Genomic DNA, 21,087 nt, shown 5'->3' on the forward strand with positions numbered 1-21,087 from the left:
TTTAAATAATATCACGGTTGATTTCCATTAAAAGGTTTTTAGTGGAAAATAATTACTTTATCCTACTGCTTTTATTTCCCCATTAGGACTATCGATGTTCATGGTTCGTTATCAAACACTTTTACTAGGAACTTTTTCTCAGAAAAAAGCTGACCAAAATAGGTCAGCTTCTTCTTATTACTTATTCACTATAAATCGCATTCGAAAGCAATCGGTATAGATAATCCGTATGATCTCGGAAACCTGCTTCAATTCCAATCAACGTCACATCTTCATCCTTCTCTTTAATAAGTACCGGTTTGCCCTCGGCAGGCTCACGGTCTTCCCAGTGACCCGCAACAAAGAACTCCTTGTTGTTATCGAATGAAGCATGAATTTCTACGCTATCAACGTCTGTGTACCAGACTGGTTGATAAACAAAACCGTAGTCAGTAGCATCATAGCCTGCTGTTAATGGAGAAGAGCTATAGTCAACACGGACAATACCATTGCTGTTGTATCCCCCTGTATTTACGGTTACATCCGTTAGACCTAGCTTTTTCGTAGATTGTGATGCCCCGGCACCAACCGCAATGTATTTTCCACCTGTATCAACAAACTCATTGATGTTCGCTTTAAAAGCCTCAAACTGCCCCTCATTCTCAAGTCCGAATTCTGCATTCGCTTTTGAAAGATCATAAGACAACAGTCTAGATGTACCACTATAGATAAATACATCTGTTCCTTCGCTCAATCCTTCTTCAGCAAGCTGTTTAGGTGTGATTTCGTCTACGTTAAATCCTAATCGTTCGAGCGCTGTTAGCGTTCCAGCATGAGATTGTGCTTTACTTATCCCACCATCTTTTAAAATAGTTACATTCTGAGTAGTCAGTTTATCTCCCTGGATTTCTTCACTACTAACAACTCCAATGCCTGATTCTTTTACAAGTTTCTTCAGCTCTGGAGTTGCCTCAGATTGGATAGAATATTCGCCATCCTTCCCTCTCTTCACATCATACCCAGCTTGTATTAGAGTGTTTGCTAGATTAACAGCTTTTACTGATGAGTTTGGAATCACATAAGGTCCGTCTCCAATGAGGTCGCCAGTGGTATCAATCTTCTTGGTGTCTTTTAACTTCACATCAAACTCACTCTCAGCTTCCACCTCAATCGCTTCAAAGCCCCAAAGTTCAGGGAGGTTCCATGCTGAAATATCATACATGGCAGGTGTTATGTCAGTAATATCTTCTCCATCCCACAGCATCGTGTTCGCAAGTCCTGCTTTCGCCTGACTCATGTCAACAACATACGTACCTGCTGGATAGCTTTGTCCATCGTATTCAAAGTCCTTCTTCGCCTCTGATACGGTGATATCGTTAAATTCAAGATGCTTTACTGCCTTTTCAGTAGCGGTAGGGTCCTTCTCGTCTACAGGTAGTATATATGCTTTCGGGAAGAATCCTTCGTTATGGTAGGGATGATCAAATTGAATACCTCTCTTGAACACTTCGATTTGGTCTTTGATCATGCTTTCTTTATTCTCGTTTGAGAATTCAAGCGCCCCCATTACTGCATCATAGTGCCATTTTACGCCGTCCCAATCATTTGTTGGCGCTTCAAGCGTATAGCCATATGCACCGTGATACATGGCATACATCGGGGTGAAGATAGGAGGATAATCATCCCAACCTGCTTCATCATCGCGCTGTGGAATATATGTACCTGTCATCGATTGATAATCAACATTTGATTTCTCGATGTTTGCGTTCTCGTACTCTTCACGATTATCTACTATACTACCTTCCATCGCTTCAGCTTGATCCAATGCCCACTTTGAATAAAGATCATATTCATAGTTTGGATTATGTGGTGGCGTACACGGTTCGATCAAGCCGGGATGATCCGGTCCACCAAACGATTTCACATAGCCGTGAAGATCAAGAAACATCATTGGATGCCATTCTTTGATCAAATCGACCGTATGTTTTGTTTCAGGCTGTGATTGTGTGATGAAGTCACGATTTAAATCGAAGCCATTTCCGTTAAAGCGCGTCGCATCGATTCGTCCATCAGGATTCTGAACAACGTTGAAAATAAGGATATGATTTTCAAGTAACTCTTTCGTTTTCGCATCATCTGCAGTTGCGAATCGTTCGATCAACTGAAGAGAGGCATCCGTTCCAACAAATTCTGTCCCATGAATAGATCCATTAATCATGACGGGGACCTTAAAATCAGGGTGCTTTTCAATAAACTTCTGCGCTTTCTCAGGGTTTTTGAACATTTTCTTTCTTAACGCTTTCTGATGCCCGTACTTTCCATTCGTATCGGGGTCAGAAATGGTTACCACGTAGAGATCACGACCATCTACAGATTTAGAAGTTGTCTCTACCTTCATGCGATTACTACGTTGTTCAATTTCTTGAAGCTTATCCCCGATCTTAGAATACTTAACAAAATCATAGTTTTCACTATTAAAAAGACTACCATCTTCCTCTTGATAGGTTTCATTCGAGTGAACCTGGTGACTCTTATGCGTGTTTGCTGAACCAGCCATCGGTGCAGCTAATAACCCAAGCGCTGTGATTCCTGTAATAATGTGATGTTTCATGCGGTACCTCCCTATTCAGTTTACTAGCAACACTCCTAATTTTAGTATTTTTATTCCTAAATTTGTATATACCATTCATCCTGATTATGGGCGGTATCTTTTGACCTATTCTAATCACCCTTTTGCAATTTCGTAATGTATACGACCATTATCTGTCTTACACTAGGATTGAGACCTTTACTGTGCCTTTTGGCTCATCTCAAACGATTATGTGTCTCTTTTACCATTACTGCGTAATAAGTGAACCACCAACTCGAATAAAATGTTTATATCAAATATTGTTTTATTGATTGGATTTGAGGGTGAACGTATACAAACTCATGAGCTACAACCTCACTTTTATAGAAACCGTTACGAAAATTTCGTTAACCGTTCAAAAAATAACTGCAACGTCATCGATCAACATATGTTATCTTTATATAGATGCAAAACACGCAGGAGGAAGAGCGTACATGTTTGATAATGAACTCGATGTTGATATGGATCAGGTTGTCTCGTTTCTAAAGGAATATGGCGGCCATCACTTATCACACCTGATTTTATTACAAGATAAGCAGGTTTTCTGGGCTCAAGAAAACAAAGTCCTAATCGCTTATCGACGAACAGGAAATAAATTAATGGTACTTGGGGATCCAATTGGTGAGGAATCAAGACTAAAGGATGCTATCGATGAATTTTGTAACTACGGTGAAGAACTCGGATTGACACCAATCTTTTACCAGGTTTCATCACACTACATGCACCATTACCATGAACATGGATACCGATTTACGAAGGTCGGTGAAGAAGCGATCGTGAACTTGCAGGATCTTACCTTTGCTGGCAAGCAATGGGCGAAGCTCCGTACGAGATGCAATAAATTTAATCGAAATGGATTCACCTTTACCGTCCTGCAGCCTCCTTACTCTACTCGACTTCTCGGAGAAGTAGCAGAGGTCTCCAAATCGTGGCTTGGTTCTCAAAAGGAAAAGGGCTTTTCTGTCGTCTCGTTCAGCGAAGACTATGTTTCATCCTTCCCGATCGCACTGTTGAAGGATTCTGAAAGTAGGATAATTGCTTTTGCTACCATCGCCATTTCTAGTTCCAAAAGTACATGTATCGACTTGATGAGAAAGACGGCAACTAGTCCACATGGAACGATGGATGTATTGTTCATCAATATATTTAAGTGGTTGAAAGAACAGCAATATGAAACGTGCAGCCTTGGGATGGCACCACTCTCAAACGTTGGAAATCACAAAGATTCACAGATGTGTGAGCGCATCATGCGCCAGGCCTACCATCATGGAAACCATCTCTATAATTTCAAAGGACTAAGGGAATTCAAAGGAAAGTTCACAGATTCTTTTGAACCTAAATATATTGGACACAAAAAGTCATTTGTTCCGTTGTTGTTAATCCAACTTGTCACTCTTATTAATCGACCACCTGTTAAAAGAACGAGAGCCTTTGCTCGAATTAAAGATCTCCTTCAAAATACAGGCTGACAGGTCATATCAATATAGAAAAGGAGACGGGAAATCCCGTCTCCTTTTCTATTACTCTTTCAAATAGATTCATTCAATCGGTCTATACTCGTTATGGCGTGGTCTTTCTTTATCACGATGACAAATAAGCTCGCAAGCAAACAGAACATTCCGGCATACAAAAACGCCCACGTATAGGAAAAGAATACGTTATAGATTAGGCCTCCTCCGTATGCAGCAACTGCAGCCCCAGCTTGATGAGACGCAAAAATCCATCCATAGATCATCCCGCTCTTTTCTATTCCGAAGATTTGCCTCGAAATGTTAATCGTCGGTGGGACAGTTGCAATCCAATCTAATCCGTAGAAAACGGAGAAAATGACGAGCAGTGTGACTGAGCCCTCGATCAGGGCGGATGGCAAGATTAATAGTGACACGCCTCTAAGCGAATAATACCAGAATAAGAGCCATCTATTATCAAATCGGTCTGACAACCACCCAGACAACGTTGTACCGATCAAATCGAATACGCCCATGAATGAGAGTAGAGCTGCTGACGTCACGACAGAAATACCAAAGCTCATACAATACGAAATGAAGTGTGTGCCTATCAATCCACTTGTCGAGAGACCACATATAAAGAAGCTTCCGGCTAAGAGCCAAAAAGCCTTTACTTTCACAGCATCTACTAGAGAGCCAAATGCCATAGCGATCGGATTTTTCTTTTGTAACCCTTCAGACTCCTCTCGCTCTTCTTCACGTCCATAGGGAAGAAGACCAACTTCACGTGGTGAACTCTTCATGAATAATAGAACGATCACAAACATCAACGCACTTAATAGAAGGATGAGCCCTACGGCAAAACGCCACGAAAAATTTTCAATGATGATCGCAAGAACTGGCAGAAGAATTAATTGGCCAGTTGCCGTACTCGCTGTGAGGATTCCGATTGCTAATCCCCGTCTCTTTTCAAACCACCGGTTCGCTACATATGGACTAAGAACAGTAAGAAACAACCCTGATCCAAGTCCGATAATCACACCCCATATTAAGATAAGCTGCCACGACTGCTCCATCACATAGGTTAACCCTAAGCCTACGAGTAGGGTCGACAAGGCTATGAGCATCATTTTCTTCAGTCCGAGTACTTCGATTAAAGCAGCCATAAAAGGACCTGAAAAGCCGTATAGAAACAAGCTCACTCCGAACGCGAAAGAAATAATTGAACGATTCCAGCCAAACTCGTTCTCAAAAGGGATGATAAAAACGCCCGAGGATGAACGAATGATACCAGCTACGATGATTGTGAAGAATGTAATGGTTAAAATAATCCAGCTATAATGTACTCGTTTCAAACCTTCACCACTTTGTATGCGTTATTGTTCTGGATATGTTTCGCGTAGGAATGTAATCGACTCGTGAATGAGCTCCTTTAATACCTCAATATCGATATCGTCCACTTTGTTGATGTACACACAGGCCTTTCCAGATGTATGCTTCCCGAACCGCCCAAGAATTTCTTCTCGCTTTGGTTCGCCAGTTGCGAAGTACAGGCTAATTTTTGCTTTACGTGGAGAAAAGCCAACAAGCATCATATCGCCTTCATGACCCGTTTTGTACTTGTAATGATACGAACCGAATCCAATGATGCTTTCCCCCCACATCTTAGCGTTGTAGCCTGTCTCTTCAGTGAAAATATCTAGCAAACGATACGCATCTTCACGCTTTTTCTTACTTTCAACATTTTCTATAAACTCGATGACGCTTTTGTCATTTTCTCTCGTCTTTAGCTCGTAAGCCATTTCGATCTCTCCCTTTTAGTGCCTTAATCTATGAATACATCCGATCTGTTTTGTTCAGTAATTTCGTCTCTTTCTCGCGATCGAGTCCAGCTTTCCAGTCGAGTGACGGGTCTCTCGTTTTCAACCATGCTAACGTATCTGAAACGGTTTCTTCGATCGGTCGAAAGGTTAGTCCTTGAGCAATCGCCTTGTCCACATTGATATCAGCAGCCGCATTATGAGATTCAGGTAGCCATAAAGGTAAATCACTCCATGGTGTCACGCCCTGGCTGAGTAAAAACTCTTCATCTAACCAGTGAAGTAATGCTTTACTTCCGCTCACACGTTTACACGTATCAAGCAGTTCTCCCATCGTCAAATGGCGTTCAGACCCAGTTACATTATAGACTCCTGTAACTTTTTTCTCTGTCATGTCTACGATACAGTTTGCGAGATCGCGTACATCGATGAATTGAATCGGACGCTGTGGTTTTCCTGGAGCAAGGACATCCCCACCATCGTCTAAGCGTTTGACCCAATAGGTGAAGCGGTCTGAATAATCATGAGGTCCCACGACTAAACCAGGCCTTATATTCAGTACTCTACCAGGCATATGCTTCTCAAGCTCTTTCTCAGCGAGAGCCTTAAGTGCACCGTAATGTTCGGTCGGCCCATTGCCATTAGAGGTTACTCTCTCAGCTTCTTCTTCTGAAATCACCTGAACAGGTGAATCCTCTGTACAAGGCTTTTCTCCAAACTCTTTATAAACAGAAATGGTCGAGATAAACGTATAGTGATCCACGACTTTTGCTAAAAGTGAAACTGATTCAGAGACGGTTCTAGGAAAAAATCCACTTGTATCGATGACGGCATCGAACGATCGCCCTTCGAGCGCTGAAAGATCTCCGTCTCTGTCACCAATCAATGTTTCGACTTCAGGAAAAGCGTGATTTCCTCGGTTGAAATGAGTAACTTCATGTCCATTATTCAATGCTCGTTCAGTTATATACCTACCAATGAACCGCGTACCACCTAGGATAAGAAGTTTCATCTGTACGCCTCCCTTTTATTTAAAGTCAGACATGATATGATTTCTTCTTTTAGCTTGAAATTCCTTTATTCTTGTCGGAATTAGAAAAAGTATGCCGCATTATCTTCTCCAAAAGAAAAAGGATGTGCTCATTCGCACATCCCTACAAAATTTCAGAAGCTCACTCAGTTGTCTTACTTACCTCTTTCTTCTCTCCGCTTTCGTTCCTTCTCGATTGCATACTCAGGAACGAGTATTTCGCCAGACTCTTCTCTGGATAACGCTTTGATCACAGACCTTGATAAATCTTGTGGAGGATAGGGCTTAATGAGGTAATCCTTCGCTCCGAGATCGAGTCCTTTCTGTTTATCTTCCGTCACCGTTGACACGACGATCGGAATATCAGTTGTTCGTTCCGTTTCCTTCACTACTTTAAGAACGTCCCAACCACTTAGCTTGCCATCTAACAAGATGTCTAGCACAATACCACGCGGTGTCATTTTCTCTATCATATGAATCGCAGACTCACCGCTTCTACAATGATAAACGTCAAAGCCACTTGCTTTTAATTCTTCCATCAATAAAAGGGCCAAACTATCATCATCTTCAACAATAAGCACACCACCATCTTTTGGCACGTCCATTTCCTTACCAAGTATAGGGAAAGAAATCGTAAATGTACTCCCTTGTCCTAAGGCTGACGTGACTGAAAGATCTCCTCCATGAGCATTTGCAATTTCTTGTGAAATAGATAACCCGAGACCTGTTCCTCCAATTTGACGACGGTCACTGTTATCAACACGATAAAACTTATCAAACAAGTGAGGCTTCGCTTCTTCAGGAATTCCTAATCCTTCGTCTTCTACGTGTAGGAAAAGCATCCCATCACGTTTTTCTTCAAAACGGATGGTGATCTTACCTCCTTCAGGAGAATACTTCACTGCATTACCAATCAAATTGTTAAGCAATTGTGTGACTTTGTCCGAATCACCAAGAATCTTATGCTGGTCACTATCATCCTCAATGGTGAACGTGTGAGTTTTGTAAGTCTCCAAGTACCCCTCCAACACATCAGAAACAATCGGCTTAAGGTCAATCGCCGCCTTCTCGTACGTCTGCCTTCCAGACTCCATCCGCTGAATATCAAGAAAGTCATTGATCAAGACGGTTAACCGACTCGCTTCTTTGTGAATCGTTTGTAGGTATCTCTTCTGCTTTTCTGGCTTAAGATCCTTTGAAATCATCAGTTCTGTAAAACCTAAAACGCTTGAGAGTGGTGTACGTAGTTCATGGCTAACCGTGCTTACGAATTCATTTTTCATCTCATCGACTTCGTACTCTCTCGTAATATCTCTATGCACGAAAATCGAGCCGATAAATTTCTCTGCATTACGCAAGTGCTCATAATACATCCGAATAAATCGAGGAGTTTCGTGATTCGTTTGGTAGACGAGCTCACTTTCTTTTGGTTTAACACCTTTTATCACTCGGTTAATATACGTGCGAACTTCGTCTCGATATTCCTCGTTAACTTTTCCTAAAAACGTCTCGCTCCACACCTCAAAATCTTTCTCACGTTCATCATCAGAGATGCAAGCATCGAGCATCGAACACATTTGTCCATTTACTGACATGGTATTACCATTTCGATCGACTAACTGAATGCCTTCACGAATCGTATTTAATACATCCATCGTAACCTTGCGATCATTTTCCGTTGTTTCATACAAACGTAACTTATCTAAAGACAGAGAGATCTGACGGCAAAGGTCGTTGATTTCGCTTACTTCTTTGTCTGTAAAGATGATTCCGATTCTCGTGATACAAAGAATCGCAACGGCCGTATCTTCTGAAAGGATGGGCAAGTACATATCATACGAGACGGATTCTTCTACTTCATGGTAACCTGCTTCTCCTGGAGTCGCTTCTCTACTCACGATGTGATACTTTTTCTGAGTGATTGCTTTTAATGCAGGACCATCTTCAATATGGTCGATCCAGCGTTTAACTCTATCACTGCCTAATCCGACTGAAGAATGATCTCTCCTCTGATTAAGAAGGACGATCAACCCTCTATCAGCGGACAAAATCTCGATTAAGTTAGAAATAATACTTTGAAGCAAGTCAGGCTTGCTTAACGTTGATGCTAACGATCGATTTAATTGGTTCCGGTGCTCAAGAACTTTCGTTTGATAGTTCATCTTTTTTACACTTTGCTCTAATTCATCCTTGTTTACCTTTAACTCTTCACGTTGCTTCATAAGCGCTTCGTTCGTACTGATGAGCTTACTTTCATTACTTTGAATGCTCATTACCATCGAATTAAAAGCTCTCGCTAATTCACCGAGTTCATCAAACCTCTTCTCATGCGGGACTTCAACACGCTCACCAGCAGAAACTTGACTCGATGCAATTGCGAGCTCATGTAATGGCCGACCTATTTTCTTTGCCATCACCCCGACAAGGAAAGTAGCAACCACTAAGAGAAACACAACGAACGCAATAAATAGATCTTGTATGTTTGATAGTCGTGTAACAAGCTCTTCATCTGTTTCTCGAATATCATTTCTGATCGAATTAACGAGCTCTCGAATTGAATTTTTTGCAGTATAGACGAGATCAGTTCCGCCCATATTTTGAGAAAGGTTTTGTAATTCGTCTGTATTATCAGATGCTACAAATTCTGTTGCATCTTCAAACAATATATTATAGCGAATAAGATAATTTCTAAGATCGTCGATTTTTTCACGTTCCTCTTGAGTGCTTAATTTCGGACTTAAAGCCGATATTCTCTCCTCAATCCTTGCTTTTTCGACTTCATAAGAGGATAAAAACGGCGATTCAAGTCTGAACCCCAAATACCCGCGAGCTTCAAAAAACATCTGATTCAAACTATCTTCAAGTTCAATCGCTGATTCATACTTACTCCGAAGTTCATCCGTCTTATTTTCATACGTCACTTCAATTTGGTGCGTGTACACACCAAGGGCGATCGTTACAAGGACGATAACGACTAAAAACCCACCCATAATCTTTACAAACTCATTCGAAAGGCTATTCTTCCAACGTTTATTCATCTAGGATTGCCTCAACTGTTTCTAATAGGTTCATTGGACTAAAGGGTTTTGAAATAAAATAATCGGCTCCTGCATCTTTTGCGATCTCCTCATCTTTCTTCTGAGCCTTCGCAGTTAACATCATGATCTTCACATCTTCCTTACCAGCCGCTCTGACGGTTTCGATCACTTCTAGCCCTGTCATTTCAGGCATCATGTAATCTAGTAAGACAAGATCATATGTATGAGTGTTGATGAGATTCAGTGCTTCGCGGCCATCTTCTGCTTCATCGATCTCATAGCCATTATCTTCAAGAGTATCTACAATCAGCATACGCAAGATCTCTTCATCATCCGCTACAAGTATTCTCGTATTCATGTTGTGCACACATCCTTTATCAGTTATCTTCACTCATTTCTTTTAAGAGGAAGAAGTAGAGGGTCATCCCCCCTACTTCTTATATCGGCCAAAAGTGTCTTGAATAATATAGTAGGATTGTTTCAATCGTTCATGATACGTTGGCTCATCCCATTTTTCCCATTCAAAGCGTTCAAAACGATCAACGTTCAGGGTGCCTTCTTCAATGGTTGGCTCTGAATCAATAATCGATTTCACATCGATTTCGTCTTGCCCTGTTTGACCACTATAAGTGACGACGCCAATATCAAAGCCATTGGAAAGCTGTGATGCCTTCAAGCCATTTTTAAATGCATCTCCAAGAATTTCTTTGGTACTAGGATCTTTTACGTTAAACAATGCCCATGGGATACGCATTTCGATGCTATTTTTACCAACGATAAAATCAGAAACTGAGTTATAATTCTTGTCTTCGGGATTTGCGTTGCCATATGTTAAAAGACCTGCTTCGTAATCTTCAAATGGAATTACTGTCTCTTTTGTTGGGATAAAGAGCTCTTTGTTTAACGCTAAGCGGACCGGGTGGAACACATCGTTTGTCGGATCAGAAGCATATCCTTTCTTATCGATCAAACCTAGTGATTCACCATATTGATAATAAAAAGAATCATAGTAACTATGAACGAGAAGACGGGAATTCATCTTTCCGCTTACATTCAATACAAAATCAATTCCCTTGCTTGTTGAAAGGGCAGGGTCATCCGAAAGTTCAGTGCTCCCTTGTTGATCGATTGTATCGAATAATAGCATCGTAGACTCTTCTTCTAAACGTTCAGCCGTCATGTTCTGATAATCTAAACGAAAATAGATATACTTCTCATCACTTGTCATAAACAATTTTTCAAAATTATTATCTTCAGATGTGACGATCGGCTCAATGCCGGCATTTTCCCAATCGCTCACGTCCCCATCAACTTTCACCTTTAAGGTTTCACCAGGATCAAAGCTCAGTAATCCAAATTGCTGCTCATTGGTCTGATCATTTGACCAGAATGGACGCCGGTCTGGGTTATCATGATCCATCGTGTTCCATGTCCGTTTGAACCATTCATCCTGCCAGGAGAAGATGAGGCCTCCGGCATAGTCTTCTGCAACGATTGAATCGAATAGTTTCGCGTCGATTTGACCCTGTTCTGTTTCAGAATGTCCTCCTTGATCCATGCCATAGACATTCCGGTGTGTGATTCCTCTCGAAGCTGGTACACCAAACTCAGCCACAAGAACAGGCATGTCGTGTTCATTTTTTAGATCATTCAGATAGCCGGCATAATTATTTTTCACACCATTATGATCTGTATAATTCACGTACTTCTCTTCAAAGTTCAGAAAGTCTGGGTAATACGGATAGATATGATAGGAAGCAAATTGACCAGCTTGATACTCATCTTTCAGTTTGATCATGTTTGGGTTTACGGAGACAAGATCTTCTTTTTCTAAAGGCTCTGAAGGATGTTCAAGAAGATCTGTCGTCACCCAGTTTGTAAAACTAACTGGACGTTGCCACTGGTATTTCTCCATCTCATAACGCATTGTTTTATCCATCATGTTTGCAAGCCAAATCTCAAAAGGACTAGCATCCGTTGTAGAGACATAGTCACCATTATATTGGTCAACATCTTTATTTTTTTGATTCGTTGAAACGACGACTTCAGGATCCCACTCCACTCCGAGGATCCAGCCAAGTACATAAGGAGAAATGTCAGCGGAATAGATACCTCCCGCATGACCTTTTCTTTCTTCGATCCGTGCATTTCCATGAATGATGTCCACAGTGTCTTCGATCGCTCGATCGAGAAGCTCAATATTCTTATCGGCGAAAGCATTCTGTGACTCGAGCATCGGCTCTTCTTCAACCCATACGCCATGAAAGAGATAGAGCGGCTCCCTAGCTCCTTCGTTATGTTCGAGTAACGCTTCATAGAAGCCTGGAGGATGGATCGTATACACTCTGATCGCATTGGCGTTCATTTCAGAGATCTGAGTGAACCACCTCTTATATTCACGCTTTGTGATTGCAGTTTCTCCCGGAAAGTGGCCAGGCTTTGCGATCCCCATATTCACACCTTTAATCAACATGTCTTCCCATTTACCATCTTGATAGATTTGAATCTTATTATCGCTTACTTGACCAGCTACACTCACGCCATCAGATGTATAGCTGTCACTCGAAGGGTTTTGAGCTTCTTCATCATTTTCATCCACTTTTTCGAGTACAGCTTCCATCATTGGATAATACATTTTCCAGTAGAACGCATCGATCGACGTGTTATCACCAAAGGTAAGCAACCGATTGATCAATGGTATTCCATTATATTGATAATACTCGAGCGATGAAGGACGGTCTGCATAATCTCCAGCAAAATAATACGTATCAAGGTGATTGACTACAGCAGGAAACGAAACTGGAATGCCATTGTTCGAAAGCTTTTCTTCCACTTCTTCGTTTACATCGAGTGAAAATGTAGCCAATACTTCCTTGTCGTTTTCAGGGGTGACGATATCAAACCAATAATGATAGGAGCTCGATTCTTCCACAATGTGATCATCGAAATGCTCTTTACCGTTTTCTGTGAAAGAGAATCGGACTGTTTCATCTCCTATATCCTTTCCTTCGATCACGATCAACTGGTCGTTTTCATCCACTAGGAGCAATCCTTCTCCTTGAAACTTCCATTTGACCCCTGTTTGTTTTTCGTAATTTTTCACGGCCCAGGCTGGCACTTCTCCTCCTGCCTCAAGCTCACTAAAGTAACGCCCAATCCAACCTGACCATTCAAGGTTGAGAACGGAGTATAAGCGCTCTCTCGCTGCTTTTTCCGTTGGACTACCAAACGCGTTAAATTCAGCGATAAATGTTGACCCTTTTTGTACAGCTTCAGCAATTTTGTCGACTTCACCTACATCCATGCCACCATAAAGAGAAGAAGAGCGGTCTCCGATTGAAGTACCACCATAATACTCATCTTCATAAACACCGTATGAGTCAGCAAGGTAGATCAGGTCGTAATCCGTTAAGGTTTCTGGAAAAGAAGAGGTGTCATATTCACGCTCACGACCAGGGTGAAAACCGGTGTAGTCTTTCGAAGCATCGTAAGCACCATCTTCCTTTACCCATTTCTGATGATTAAGTATCCATGTTAATCCTCTGTGTTCGCGATACGTTTGATCGGGAACCGTTTTATCAATAATAAACACGTCGTGACGATGCTCACCTTGGAAAAACCATATGATGATCGGAATGCAGACGATTCCGATCAACACTACGATGCCAGTTGCAAGACTAGCGATAGAAGTTAACTTTTTGAAAATAAACACTTATTTCGATACTCCTTTTCTGCTCATTTCTCCCCAGCCGTGATTTCTTCTAATAAGCTGAAGCATTCCTTCCACACGCCATAAAACCGTCATTGGTCTAAACCAAAATGCTTCTGAAAGAGAATAAAAGTAGAGTCTCACTAAATCACTTACTTTTGGATAGCGACGAAGACTCCACTCCTCTAGTAAAACAGCACTCATCGATAGAAGCGAACCGTAAATAACAGCTAGTAAGAACAACATGAACGCGAACGACGTATAAAACCCGCTTATGAAAGGGGCAAGAATAATAAGGACATACCCGATGAGTTCGATAAGGGGACCTAGGAATTCAACGATTAAGAAATATGGCATCGAGATCATACCAACCAATCCGTACCGAGGATTAAGTAGCATTTTCCTGTTGTACCAAAGACTCTCGAAAAGTCCTCTATGCCACCGGCTCCGTTGTCGCCTTAGAATCCGCATGGTTTCAGGAGCTTCTGTCCAACACACTGGATCTGGCACATATACAATCCTCTTCCCAGAATTCGATTCTTTTGCTAATCGATGAAGTCTGACCACTAAATCCATATCTTCTCCAACCGTGTTCGTTCGATAACCGCTCACTTGAACAACACTTTCACGATGAAAAACCCCAAAGGCACCGGAGATAATAAGAAGTAAGTTATGACGAGATAATCCTATTCGTCCCATTAGGAAAGCACGTAAATATTCAATCACCTGCATCACAACTAATGGACTTTTAGAAAGACCGACCTTCATAACTTCTCCTCGTTCAATATCACACCCGTTAGCGATACGGACACTTCCTCCAACAGCAATAACCTGTTGCTTGGAATCGATGATGGGTTTCATCACCTTTGCAAATGCATCTCTCTCAATAATAGAATCACCATCGAGCGAGCAGAAATAGGGATAGTGTGCGACGTTAATCCCAGCGTTTAACGCATCTGCCTTACCGCCGTTCATCTTATCAACTACATATAAATTCTCATAAAGCGTAGATTGATAGACTTGTTTGATTTCTTTCGAATCCACCACCTTACGCACTGTTCTTTCAACCCTCACCATGCTGAATGAATCAATCACTGCTTGAAGGGTGTCATCTTTTGAACCATCGTTTATGACGACTACCTCAAATTCCGGGTAATTAATGCTAAGTAACGACCGAACGCTTGGCACGATTCCTGTTTCTTCATTAAATGCTGGCACAAGGATCGACACGGGGGGCGAGAAGGATGAATCAATAATCTCTTCATATTGTTCAAACTGATCAATGTTATGATCTTTTCTTAGCTGAATCGCAGAGATAATAAAAAGAATGAGGTAAAACAATATAATTCCTATAAGATATACTGCAACAAAACTTGTGAAAATAATTAATAACGTTGTGAAGATGTTAGCGAGGGTCACGTGTGTACTCCTTCCTCAAAAGCCATTCATGGGCAATATCTCTAGCAAATCGGTCCTCATGCGTTTCGGAGACCTCTTTTAATAACGTCCTACCTTTCGATTGGTATGAAAGAGATTCAGCTGCAGCCGTTCTAACCCACCACTCTTTATCGGAAAGTAGTCGCAACAGAAAATGATTCAAGCGATCTTCTCTTTGCAATTTCGCAGCTTTCGCTGCCATCATTCTCTCTTGCCAGCTATCAGAAGTTAGAGAAGGAATAATCTTGTCAACCTTCGACACATACCCCATTTTTGATAAGGCTTTTAATGCACGTATCCTAAATTCTGCTACAGAGGATCCCAAAAAAGCTTCGACATATGGTAAGTATTCATATTCTTTTCTTTCTCCCATTGCTTCGATCAACGTCTGCTGAATCAACAGGGGGAATTGATCGATCGATTCAACAAACTGCTCAAACAACGGCCTCTCGAGGCGCGAAAAGATGTCAAGATAATAGAAGCCTGAATACTCTTTTTTCTCTTTTAAGAGAATCGTATAAATACGATCATCTTGGACGTTTGCTAGAATCCGAAAAACTTGTATAGCTTCCAATTCTGTAGCGTATTTACTTTCATAGATTGCTAAACATTCTGTAGCCAATGAAGCCATTCGAAATTTTTCGATACGATAAAGAGTGTTCATACGCGTACTCCAACTACTGCTAACTAGTTCATTTTGATAATGTGAGTAAAAGTACCTCTCAGCGATGGTCTCAATTTCCGCCATCATGAGCGTATTTCCTTTCATCAAGGAGTAATACCTGGTCAAAACGTCTTCGAGCGCTTCTCTCATCGCTTTGGATTCTGGTGGTGGAATCTCTCTATTTCCTTTAAGCGCATCCAAAAGCATGTTTAAATACTGTTTCTTCCAGTACTCTTTCTTCTCTTCAAATCGATTGAATCGATACTTTCTAACAATAAGAAAACAAAACAGCAGTGTAAGTACGACCAACATAATAAGAAAAAGTTGAAATACAACAAATACAGCATTCATATCATGGACCGTCCTACTAAACGACCTTTTCAATAAGTCTACGGATCCGAGCTTCAAGCTCGAGCATATTGAAAGGCTTCGTAATATAATCATCGGCTCCGAGCTCTAGTGCTTTCACGATGTCTCGTTCTGTTTTCCTGCCCGTTAACATCATTACCGTATAACGACTTTGCTCCTGCTCATGGCGCAACCGATGCAGGACCTCGATCCCATCCATACGTGGCATGATGCCATCGAGTAAAACGAGACAAGGGGAGCTCGTCCTATGCCATGAATCTTCAAAGAACGCTTCACCTTCTCGATACGCTTTTACTTCGATATGATAGTTGCCATCCATTTGAAGATCTTTCAGATTTGATGTAAGCATCGTTCTAAGAATTTCGTCATCATCAACAACTGCGATTTGGATAGTTTTACTATTGTTTTCGCTAGATGGGACATGATCGTAGAAAACCACTTGGTTTCGACCGTTAGATTTTGCACGGTAGAGAGCTTCGTCAGCTAGATTTAATAACTCACGATTGGTTGATTTCGTATCGAGCTCTACAATCCCGGCTGAAAAGGTAACCGAAAATTGTTCTGTTTGTGGTCCGAATACTTCTTTTTGAAAATCTGTTAGAAGTTCATTGATAAACGTGATTGCATCAGAAGGACTACGTCCTGGAAGAACAACAACAAACTCTTCTCCTCCGTATCGAATTAGAGTATCTCTTCTTTTCTTACGACTCAAAATAAAATGGGATAACTTTCTTAACACTTGATCTCCTATCAAATGACCGTACGTGTCATTCACACTTTTGAAATGATCAATATCCAGGATAGTTAGACAAACTTTCTCCTTCGTTCTCACAATCTCAGACTTAAGGTGATTTAAATGTTTCTCAAGAAACTTACGATTATAAGCACCCGTCAATTCATCTGTTAAAACAGACGTCATGACCATCCTACGTTTTTTTATTTTATCAAGCACTCTTACGACGTACTCTTCATGAGAGATGTCACGTTCAAAATAGTCGCTTGCGCCTAGTTTGTAGCTGTTCAATCGATTCGTTGCAGAGCTATTCCCGTCCGTAATGACTAACGGGATAAACTGCACTTCTGCTTTTTCTCTAATCTCACCAGCAATATCGTTATCCTGCTCCATTAACGAACGCTCCAAAATAATACAATCAGGATTCATATCATAAATAACTGTCCTTGCTTTAGAAAGTGTTAATGACGCAAACACGATAAAACCTTGGTTTTCTATGTAACTTTTCATTTCAATCAAGGACATAGGATCAGGATGAATAAGAATGACTACTTCTTTTTCATCAGTAAATTCCTTTTGCTTTGTTGCATCTACATCGTGGATTCCTTCGACTATCTCTTCAAGCACTTTCACGGTATAGTCATTAGAGTAAGTCTTGTCACTTTCTTCATCAAACTGTGTTAAAGCCGCCTCTGCCTGCTCTCCTACATCATGGTATCCGACTGTACCTGCTGTGCCTTTTATGGTGTGCAAAAGCTGATAAATTTCCTTCTCAGGAACACTCTTGTTCATCGTTTTGATCGCATCGATCTGGTCTCTTAGTTTACTAGCAAACTTCTTTTTATACTTTTCCAATATAATGCCTCCTATTAAAAACAAGGGCGATTTTAAATAACTCCTTAAATAGTTAATACTATAAGACTTCGTCCAACACTACAATGTCGGAAATCGTAATTTTTCCTTCAAAGGTAAAAAAATCCATCGTTTGACCTTACTAAACTAAAAAAACCGATAGGAGAAAACTCCTACCGGCTTCGTTTTAAAAATCAAAGTTATCTGGATCTGGTCCAACTCGCTTGTCTTCATTCAAACCGTTGATCCTGCCCATCTCTTCACTTGTAAGCTCAAAATCAAATAAATCTGCATTTTCCTTAATACGATGTTCTTTCGTAGATTTCGGAATGATGATTACATCGTTTTGCAGGTGCCACCTTAGGATAATTTGAGCAGTAGATTTGTTGTGTTTTTCTGCAATTTCCTTAAGCACTTCGTTATCCAACAATTCACCTTGCATAAGAGGTGACCACGCTTCAATCTTAATATCGTGCTTCTCACCAAATTCTCGTAGTTCCTTCTGGTTGAGCTTCGGATGAAGTTCAATCTGATTAACAACAGGCTTTACTGTTGTTTCTTTCATTAATGTTTCGAGATGGTGAATATGGAAGTTACTTACACCTATCGCTTTGACTTTCCCTTCATGATAAAGGTGTTCCATCGCTTTCCAAGTATCAACGAACTTCCCTTCAACAGGCCAGTGAATCAAGTATAGATCTAAATATTCAAGGTCCATTTTCTCAAGAGAAGTTTCAAAAGCTTGGATCGTTTCGTTGTAGCCTTGATCTGTATTCCAAACCTTCGACGTGATGAAGAGCTCTTCTCGAGGGACACCAGCTTCTTTGATCGCTTTTCCAACCCACTCTTCATTGCCGTAGATCGCAGCAGTATCTATGCTTTTATAACCATTTTTGATAGCAGCAGTAACAGCACCTATAAGCTGATCTTCTTCTTTCACCTGAAAAACACCTAGACCAACTTGCGGCATTTCGACGCCATTATTTAGCTTTATCGTTTTTGATAGTGTCATCTTACTCATAACTCTTCACTCCTCTTTTGTAAAATTGAATCACTTCATCACTATTTTTTCTGAATACAGGCTCAAAGTCAATTAAACGAACTCGTCCCTCATGAAATCAGGATGAAGGATTCATTTTCCTCGTCTCGAATTAACAGATACAGTGCTAAAGACCCTTAATCACATAAGTAAACCGCCCGATTACCATCGAGCAGTTCTTGATCTACCATTTAAAGAGTTCATCTTCATTAGTGATATTTTCTTGCGGAATTCCAGCTTCTATATAACTTCTTACAAGCTTCCAGTCCCCCTGCACGCCCTTTCGAAACGTATTAAAAAAAAGGTTACCTGTTTCACTACGCTTTCCTTCAGTCGAAATTGAAGCCCAAATGACGGCAAGCACTTCATTCCGTCTAAGAGGGGTGACGGACACTTTTTTCAAAACCCATTGTGTCCCGTCCTTCTTAAAGGTAGAAAAAGCTTGTTCCCATCCCTGAACTGATTCTGTATACCCAAAATCATAAATCTCAGACTGACTTGTTACTTCTCTAGCCTGGTAGCTATCACTGATTTTGTATTTCACACCATCGATGTTTGACCCGCTCCAGCTTTCTAGAAACTCGTCTAGAAACTCCTCAAAACTTTTCATAAGAATCCCTCCCCATCACTCTATTTCAACAAGCATCGACAGAATCCTTTCATCTCTACAATAGGAAGAGAGATGGGATTATGTTATATTACATAAGAAGTGATATTTGAAAGGATAAATAGCCTTATGAGCAACCAAAACCAATTAAAAGAAGAAATAAATAAAAGAAGAACGTTCGCGATTATCTCTCACCCCGATGCGGGTAAGACGACTTTGACTGAGAAGCTACTATTTCTTGGCGGACAAATCCGTTCGACTGGTACGGTTAAATCCCGTAAATCGTCCAAGTTTGCGACATCTGACTGGATGGAAATTGAGAAACAGCGTGGAATCTCCGTAACGTCCAGTGTGATGAACTTTACCTACATGGGGCATACGATCAACATCCTCGATACACCTGGACACGAAGATTTCAGTGAAGATACGTATCGTACTCTTCTTGCTGTTGATAGCGTCGTGATGATCATCGATGCCGCTAAAGGTGTCGAGTCCCAAACGAAAAAGCTTTTCAAAGTTGTTAGTGAACATGGTATTCCGATTTTCACATTCGTGAACAAGATGGATCGCCAGGGACGTGAACCTCTTGAACTGCTTGAAGAAATTGAAGAAGTACTTGGAATTGAATCCTATCCCATGAACTGGCCAATCGGTATGGGGCAAGACTTCCAGGGCGTTTATGACAGACACAAAAAAGCTGTAGAGTTCTATGATACAGACGGCGATAACAAGGATAAAGAGGCTGTATACATTTCAGACCTCGAGGATCCTGTCCTAAAAGAAAAAGCTGGAGAAGACCTCGTCAATCAGCTTCAAGAAGATGTCATGTTACTTGATGAAGCAGGTTCAGAGTATAGCGATGAAGCTTTACAGTCAGGAAAGCAGACACCGGTATTTTTCGGAAGTGCGATCTCAAGCTTCGGGGTTCCGACATTCTTAAATCATTTCCTAGAGCTCGCTCCACCTCCAGCACCTAGACAAAGCTCTGAAGGAGAAGTGAAGCCAGAAGACGAAACGTTCTCAGGATTTATTTTCAAAATCCAGGCGAACATGAACCCTGCTCACCGTGACCGTGTTGCATTCCTTCGTATCGTATCAGGCACGTTTGAAAAAGGCATGGAAGCATGGCTTGAAAGAACGAATAAGAGCATGAAGCTTTCTCAAGGACAGCTTTTCTTCGCTTCTTCTAGAGGTAATGTAGACAAAGCTTATCCGGGGGATATTGTCGGTCTTTACGACTCCGGCACCTATCAGATCGGTGATACGCTTGTCGGTTCTAAAAACGTCTATTCATTCGGCGCGCTTCCAACCTTCCCGCCTGAGCATTTCGCAAAGGTTCGTGCTCAAAAAGCATTGAAGCAAAAGCACTTCTACAAAGGCGTGCAACAGCTTTCAGAAGAAGGTGCGATTCAGGTTTACAAAACCGCGCACTGGGATGAAATCGTCGTCGGCGTTGTCGGAAGACTTCAGTTTGAGATCTTCGAACACCGTATGAAAGGTGAGTACAACACGGATATTCAGTTCGATACGATGCCTCATCAGCATGCACGTTGGATCGAAGCTGACAAGCCAGAAAACCTTGTCGACAACTCGAGAAACCTTCTCGTCTACGATCAGCAAAAACGCCCAGTCCTCTTATTTACAAATGACTTTGCGCTTCGCTGGTTCCAGGAGAAAAATCCTGACGTTCCTTTGAAAGAATCTAAATAGCAAGAGCATAAAATAAGCCACAT

At 41.2% G+C, this 21,087-nt stretch carries 14 protein-coding genes; 2 read left to right on the forward strand and 12 right to left on the reverse strand.

Going from position 1 to position 21,087, the window contains the following annotated elements; all coding sequences use genetic code 11:
• Positions 1–181 precede the first annotated feature (181 nt).
• Positions 182–2,590: a M14 family zinc carboxypeptidase gene (locus LCM09_RS14940; RefSeq protein WP_224883490.1), complete on the reverse strand. Its 2,409-nt coding sequence runs from the start codon at positions 2,588–2,590 to the stop codon at positions 182–184.
• 452 nt (positions 2,591–3,042) lie between these two features.
• Between LCM09_RS14940 and LCM09_RS14945 the strand changes: the two genes are divergently transcribed.
• Positions 3,043–4,077 (forward strand): phosphatidylglycerol lysyltransferase domain-containing protein, encoded by a 1,035-nt coding sequence (locus LCM09_RS14945; RefSeq protein WP_224883499.1) that lies wholly within the window; start codon positions 3,043–3,045, stop codon positions 4,075–4,077.
• 59 nt (positions 4,078–4,136) lie between these two features.
• Here the strand turns inward: LCM09_RS14945 and LCM09_RS14950 are convergent, their stop codons facing one another.
• From LCM09_RS14950 to LCM09_RS15000, 11 genes are all read right to left on the reverse strand, one after another.
• Positions 4,137–5,411: an MFS transporter gene (locus tag LCM09_RS14950; RefSeq protein ID WP_224883500.1), complete on the reverse strand. Its 1,275-nt coding sequence runs from the start codon at positions 5,409–5,411 to the stop codon at positions 4,137–4,139.
• Positions 5,412–5,432: 21 nt separating this feature from the next.
• Positions 5,433–5,858, reverse strand: coding sequence for a DUF1801 domain-containing protein (locus LCM09_RS14955; RefSeq protein WP_224883502.1), 426 nt, complete (start codon positions 5,856–5,858; stop codon positions 5,433–5,435).
• A gap of 28 nt (positions 5,859–5,886) precedes the next feature.
• Positions 5,887–6,888 (reverse strand): NAD-dependent epimerase/dehydratase family protein, encoded by a 1,002-nt coding sequence (locus LCM09_RS14960; protein ID WP_224883504.1) that lies wholly within the window; start codon positions 6,886–6,888, stop codon positions 5,887–5,889.
• Between the two features lie 173 nt (positions 6,889–7,061).
• Complete coding sequence (locus tag LCM09_RS14965; RefSeq protein ID WP_224883506.1) at positions 7,062–9,944, reverse strand: ATP-binding protein; 2,883 nt, start codon at positions 9,942–9,944, stop codon at positions 7,062–7,064.
• Positions 9,937–10,302: a response regulator transcription factor gene (locus tag LCM09_RS14970; protein ID WP_224883508.1), complete on the reverse strand. Its 366-nt coding sequence runs from the start codon at positions 10,300–10,302 to the stop codon at positions 9,937–9,939. The genes LCM09_RS14965 and LCM09_RS14970 overlap by 8 nt, the downstream gene beginning before the upstream one ends.
• A gap of 72 nt (positions 10,303–10,374) precedes the next feature.
• Complete coding sequence (locus LCM09_RS14975; RefSeq protein ID WP_224883510.1) at positions 10,375–13,656, reverse strand: hypothetical protein; 3,282 nt, start codon at positions 13,654–13,656, stop codon at positions 10,375–10,377.
• Positions 13,657–15,072, reverse strand: a complete 1,416-nt coding sequence (locus tag LCM09_RS14980; RefSeq protein WP_224883512.1) for a glycosyltransferase family 2 protein — start codon at positions 15,070–15,072, stop codon at positions 13,657–13,659.
• Positions 15,059–16,105, reverse strand: coding sequence for a HEAT repeat domain-containing protein (locus LCM09_RS14985; RefSeq protein ID WP_224883514.1), 1,047 nt, complete (start codon positions 16,103–16,105; stop codon positions 15,059–15,061). The genes LCM09_RS14980 and LCM09_RS14985 overlap by 14 nt, the downstream gene beginning before the upstream one ends.
• Before the next feature lie 16 nt (positions 16,106–16,121).
• On the reverse strand, positions 16,122–17,711 hold the full coding sequence (locus LCM09_RS14990) for a diguanylate cyclase (protein ID WP_224883519.1): 1,590 nt from the start codon (positions 17,709–17,711) through the stop codon (positions 16,122–16,124).
• 184 nt (positions 17,712–17,895) lie between these two features.
• On the reverse strand, positions 17,896–18,729 hold the full coding sequence (locus tag LCM09_RS14995; RefSeq protein ID WP_318246526.1) for an aldo/keto reductase: 834 nt from the start codon (positions 18,727–18,729) through the stop codon (positions 17,896–17,898).
• A 202-nt stretch (positions 18,730–18,931) separates the two neighbouring features.
• A complete protein-coding gene (locus LCM09_RS15000) occupies positions 18,932–19,357 on the reverse strand; it encodes a flavoprotein (RefSeq protein WP_224883521.1) in 426 nt (141 codons plus the stop codon).
• Positions 19,358–19,483: 126 nt separating this feature from the next.
• On the opposite strand from LCM09_RS15000, the gene LCM09_RS15005 reads away from it, so the two are divergent.
• A complete protein-coding gene (locus tag LCM09_RS15005; protein WP_224883523.1) occupies positions 19,484–21,064 on the forward strand; it encodes a peptide chain release factor 3 in 1,581 nt (526 codons plus the stop codon).
• Positions 21,065–21,087 lie beyond the last annotated feature (23 nt).

Source organism: Guptibacillus algicola (assembly GCF_020171805.1).
Taxonomy (GTDB): Bacteria; Bacillota; Bacilli; order Bacillales; family Guptibacillaceae; genus Guptibacillus; species Guptibacillus algicola.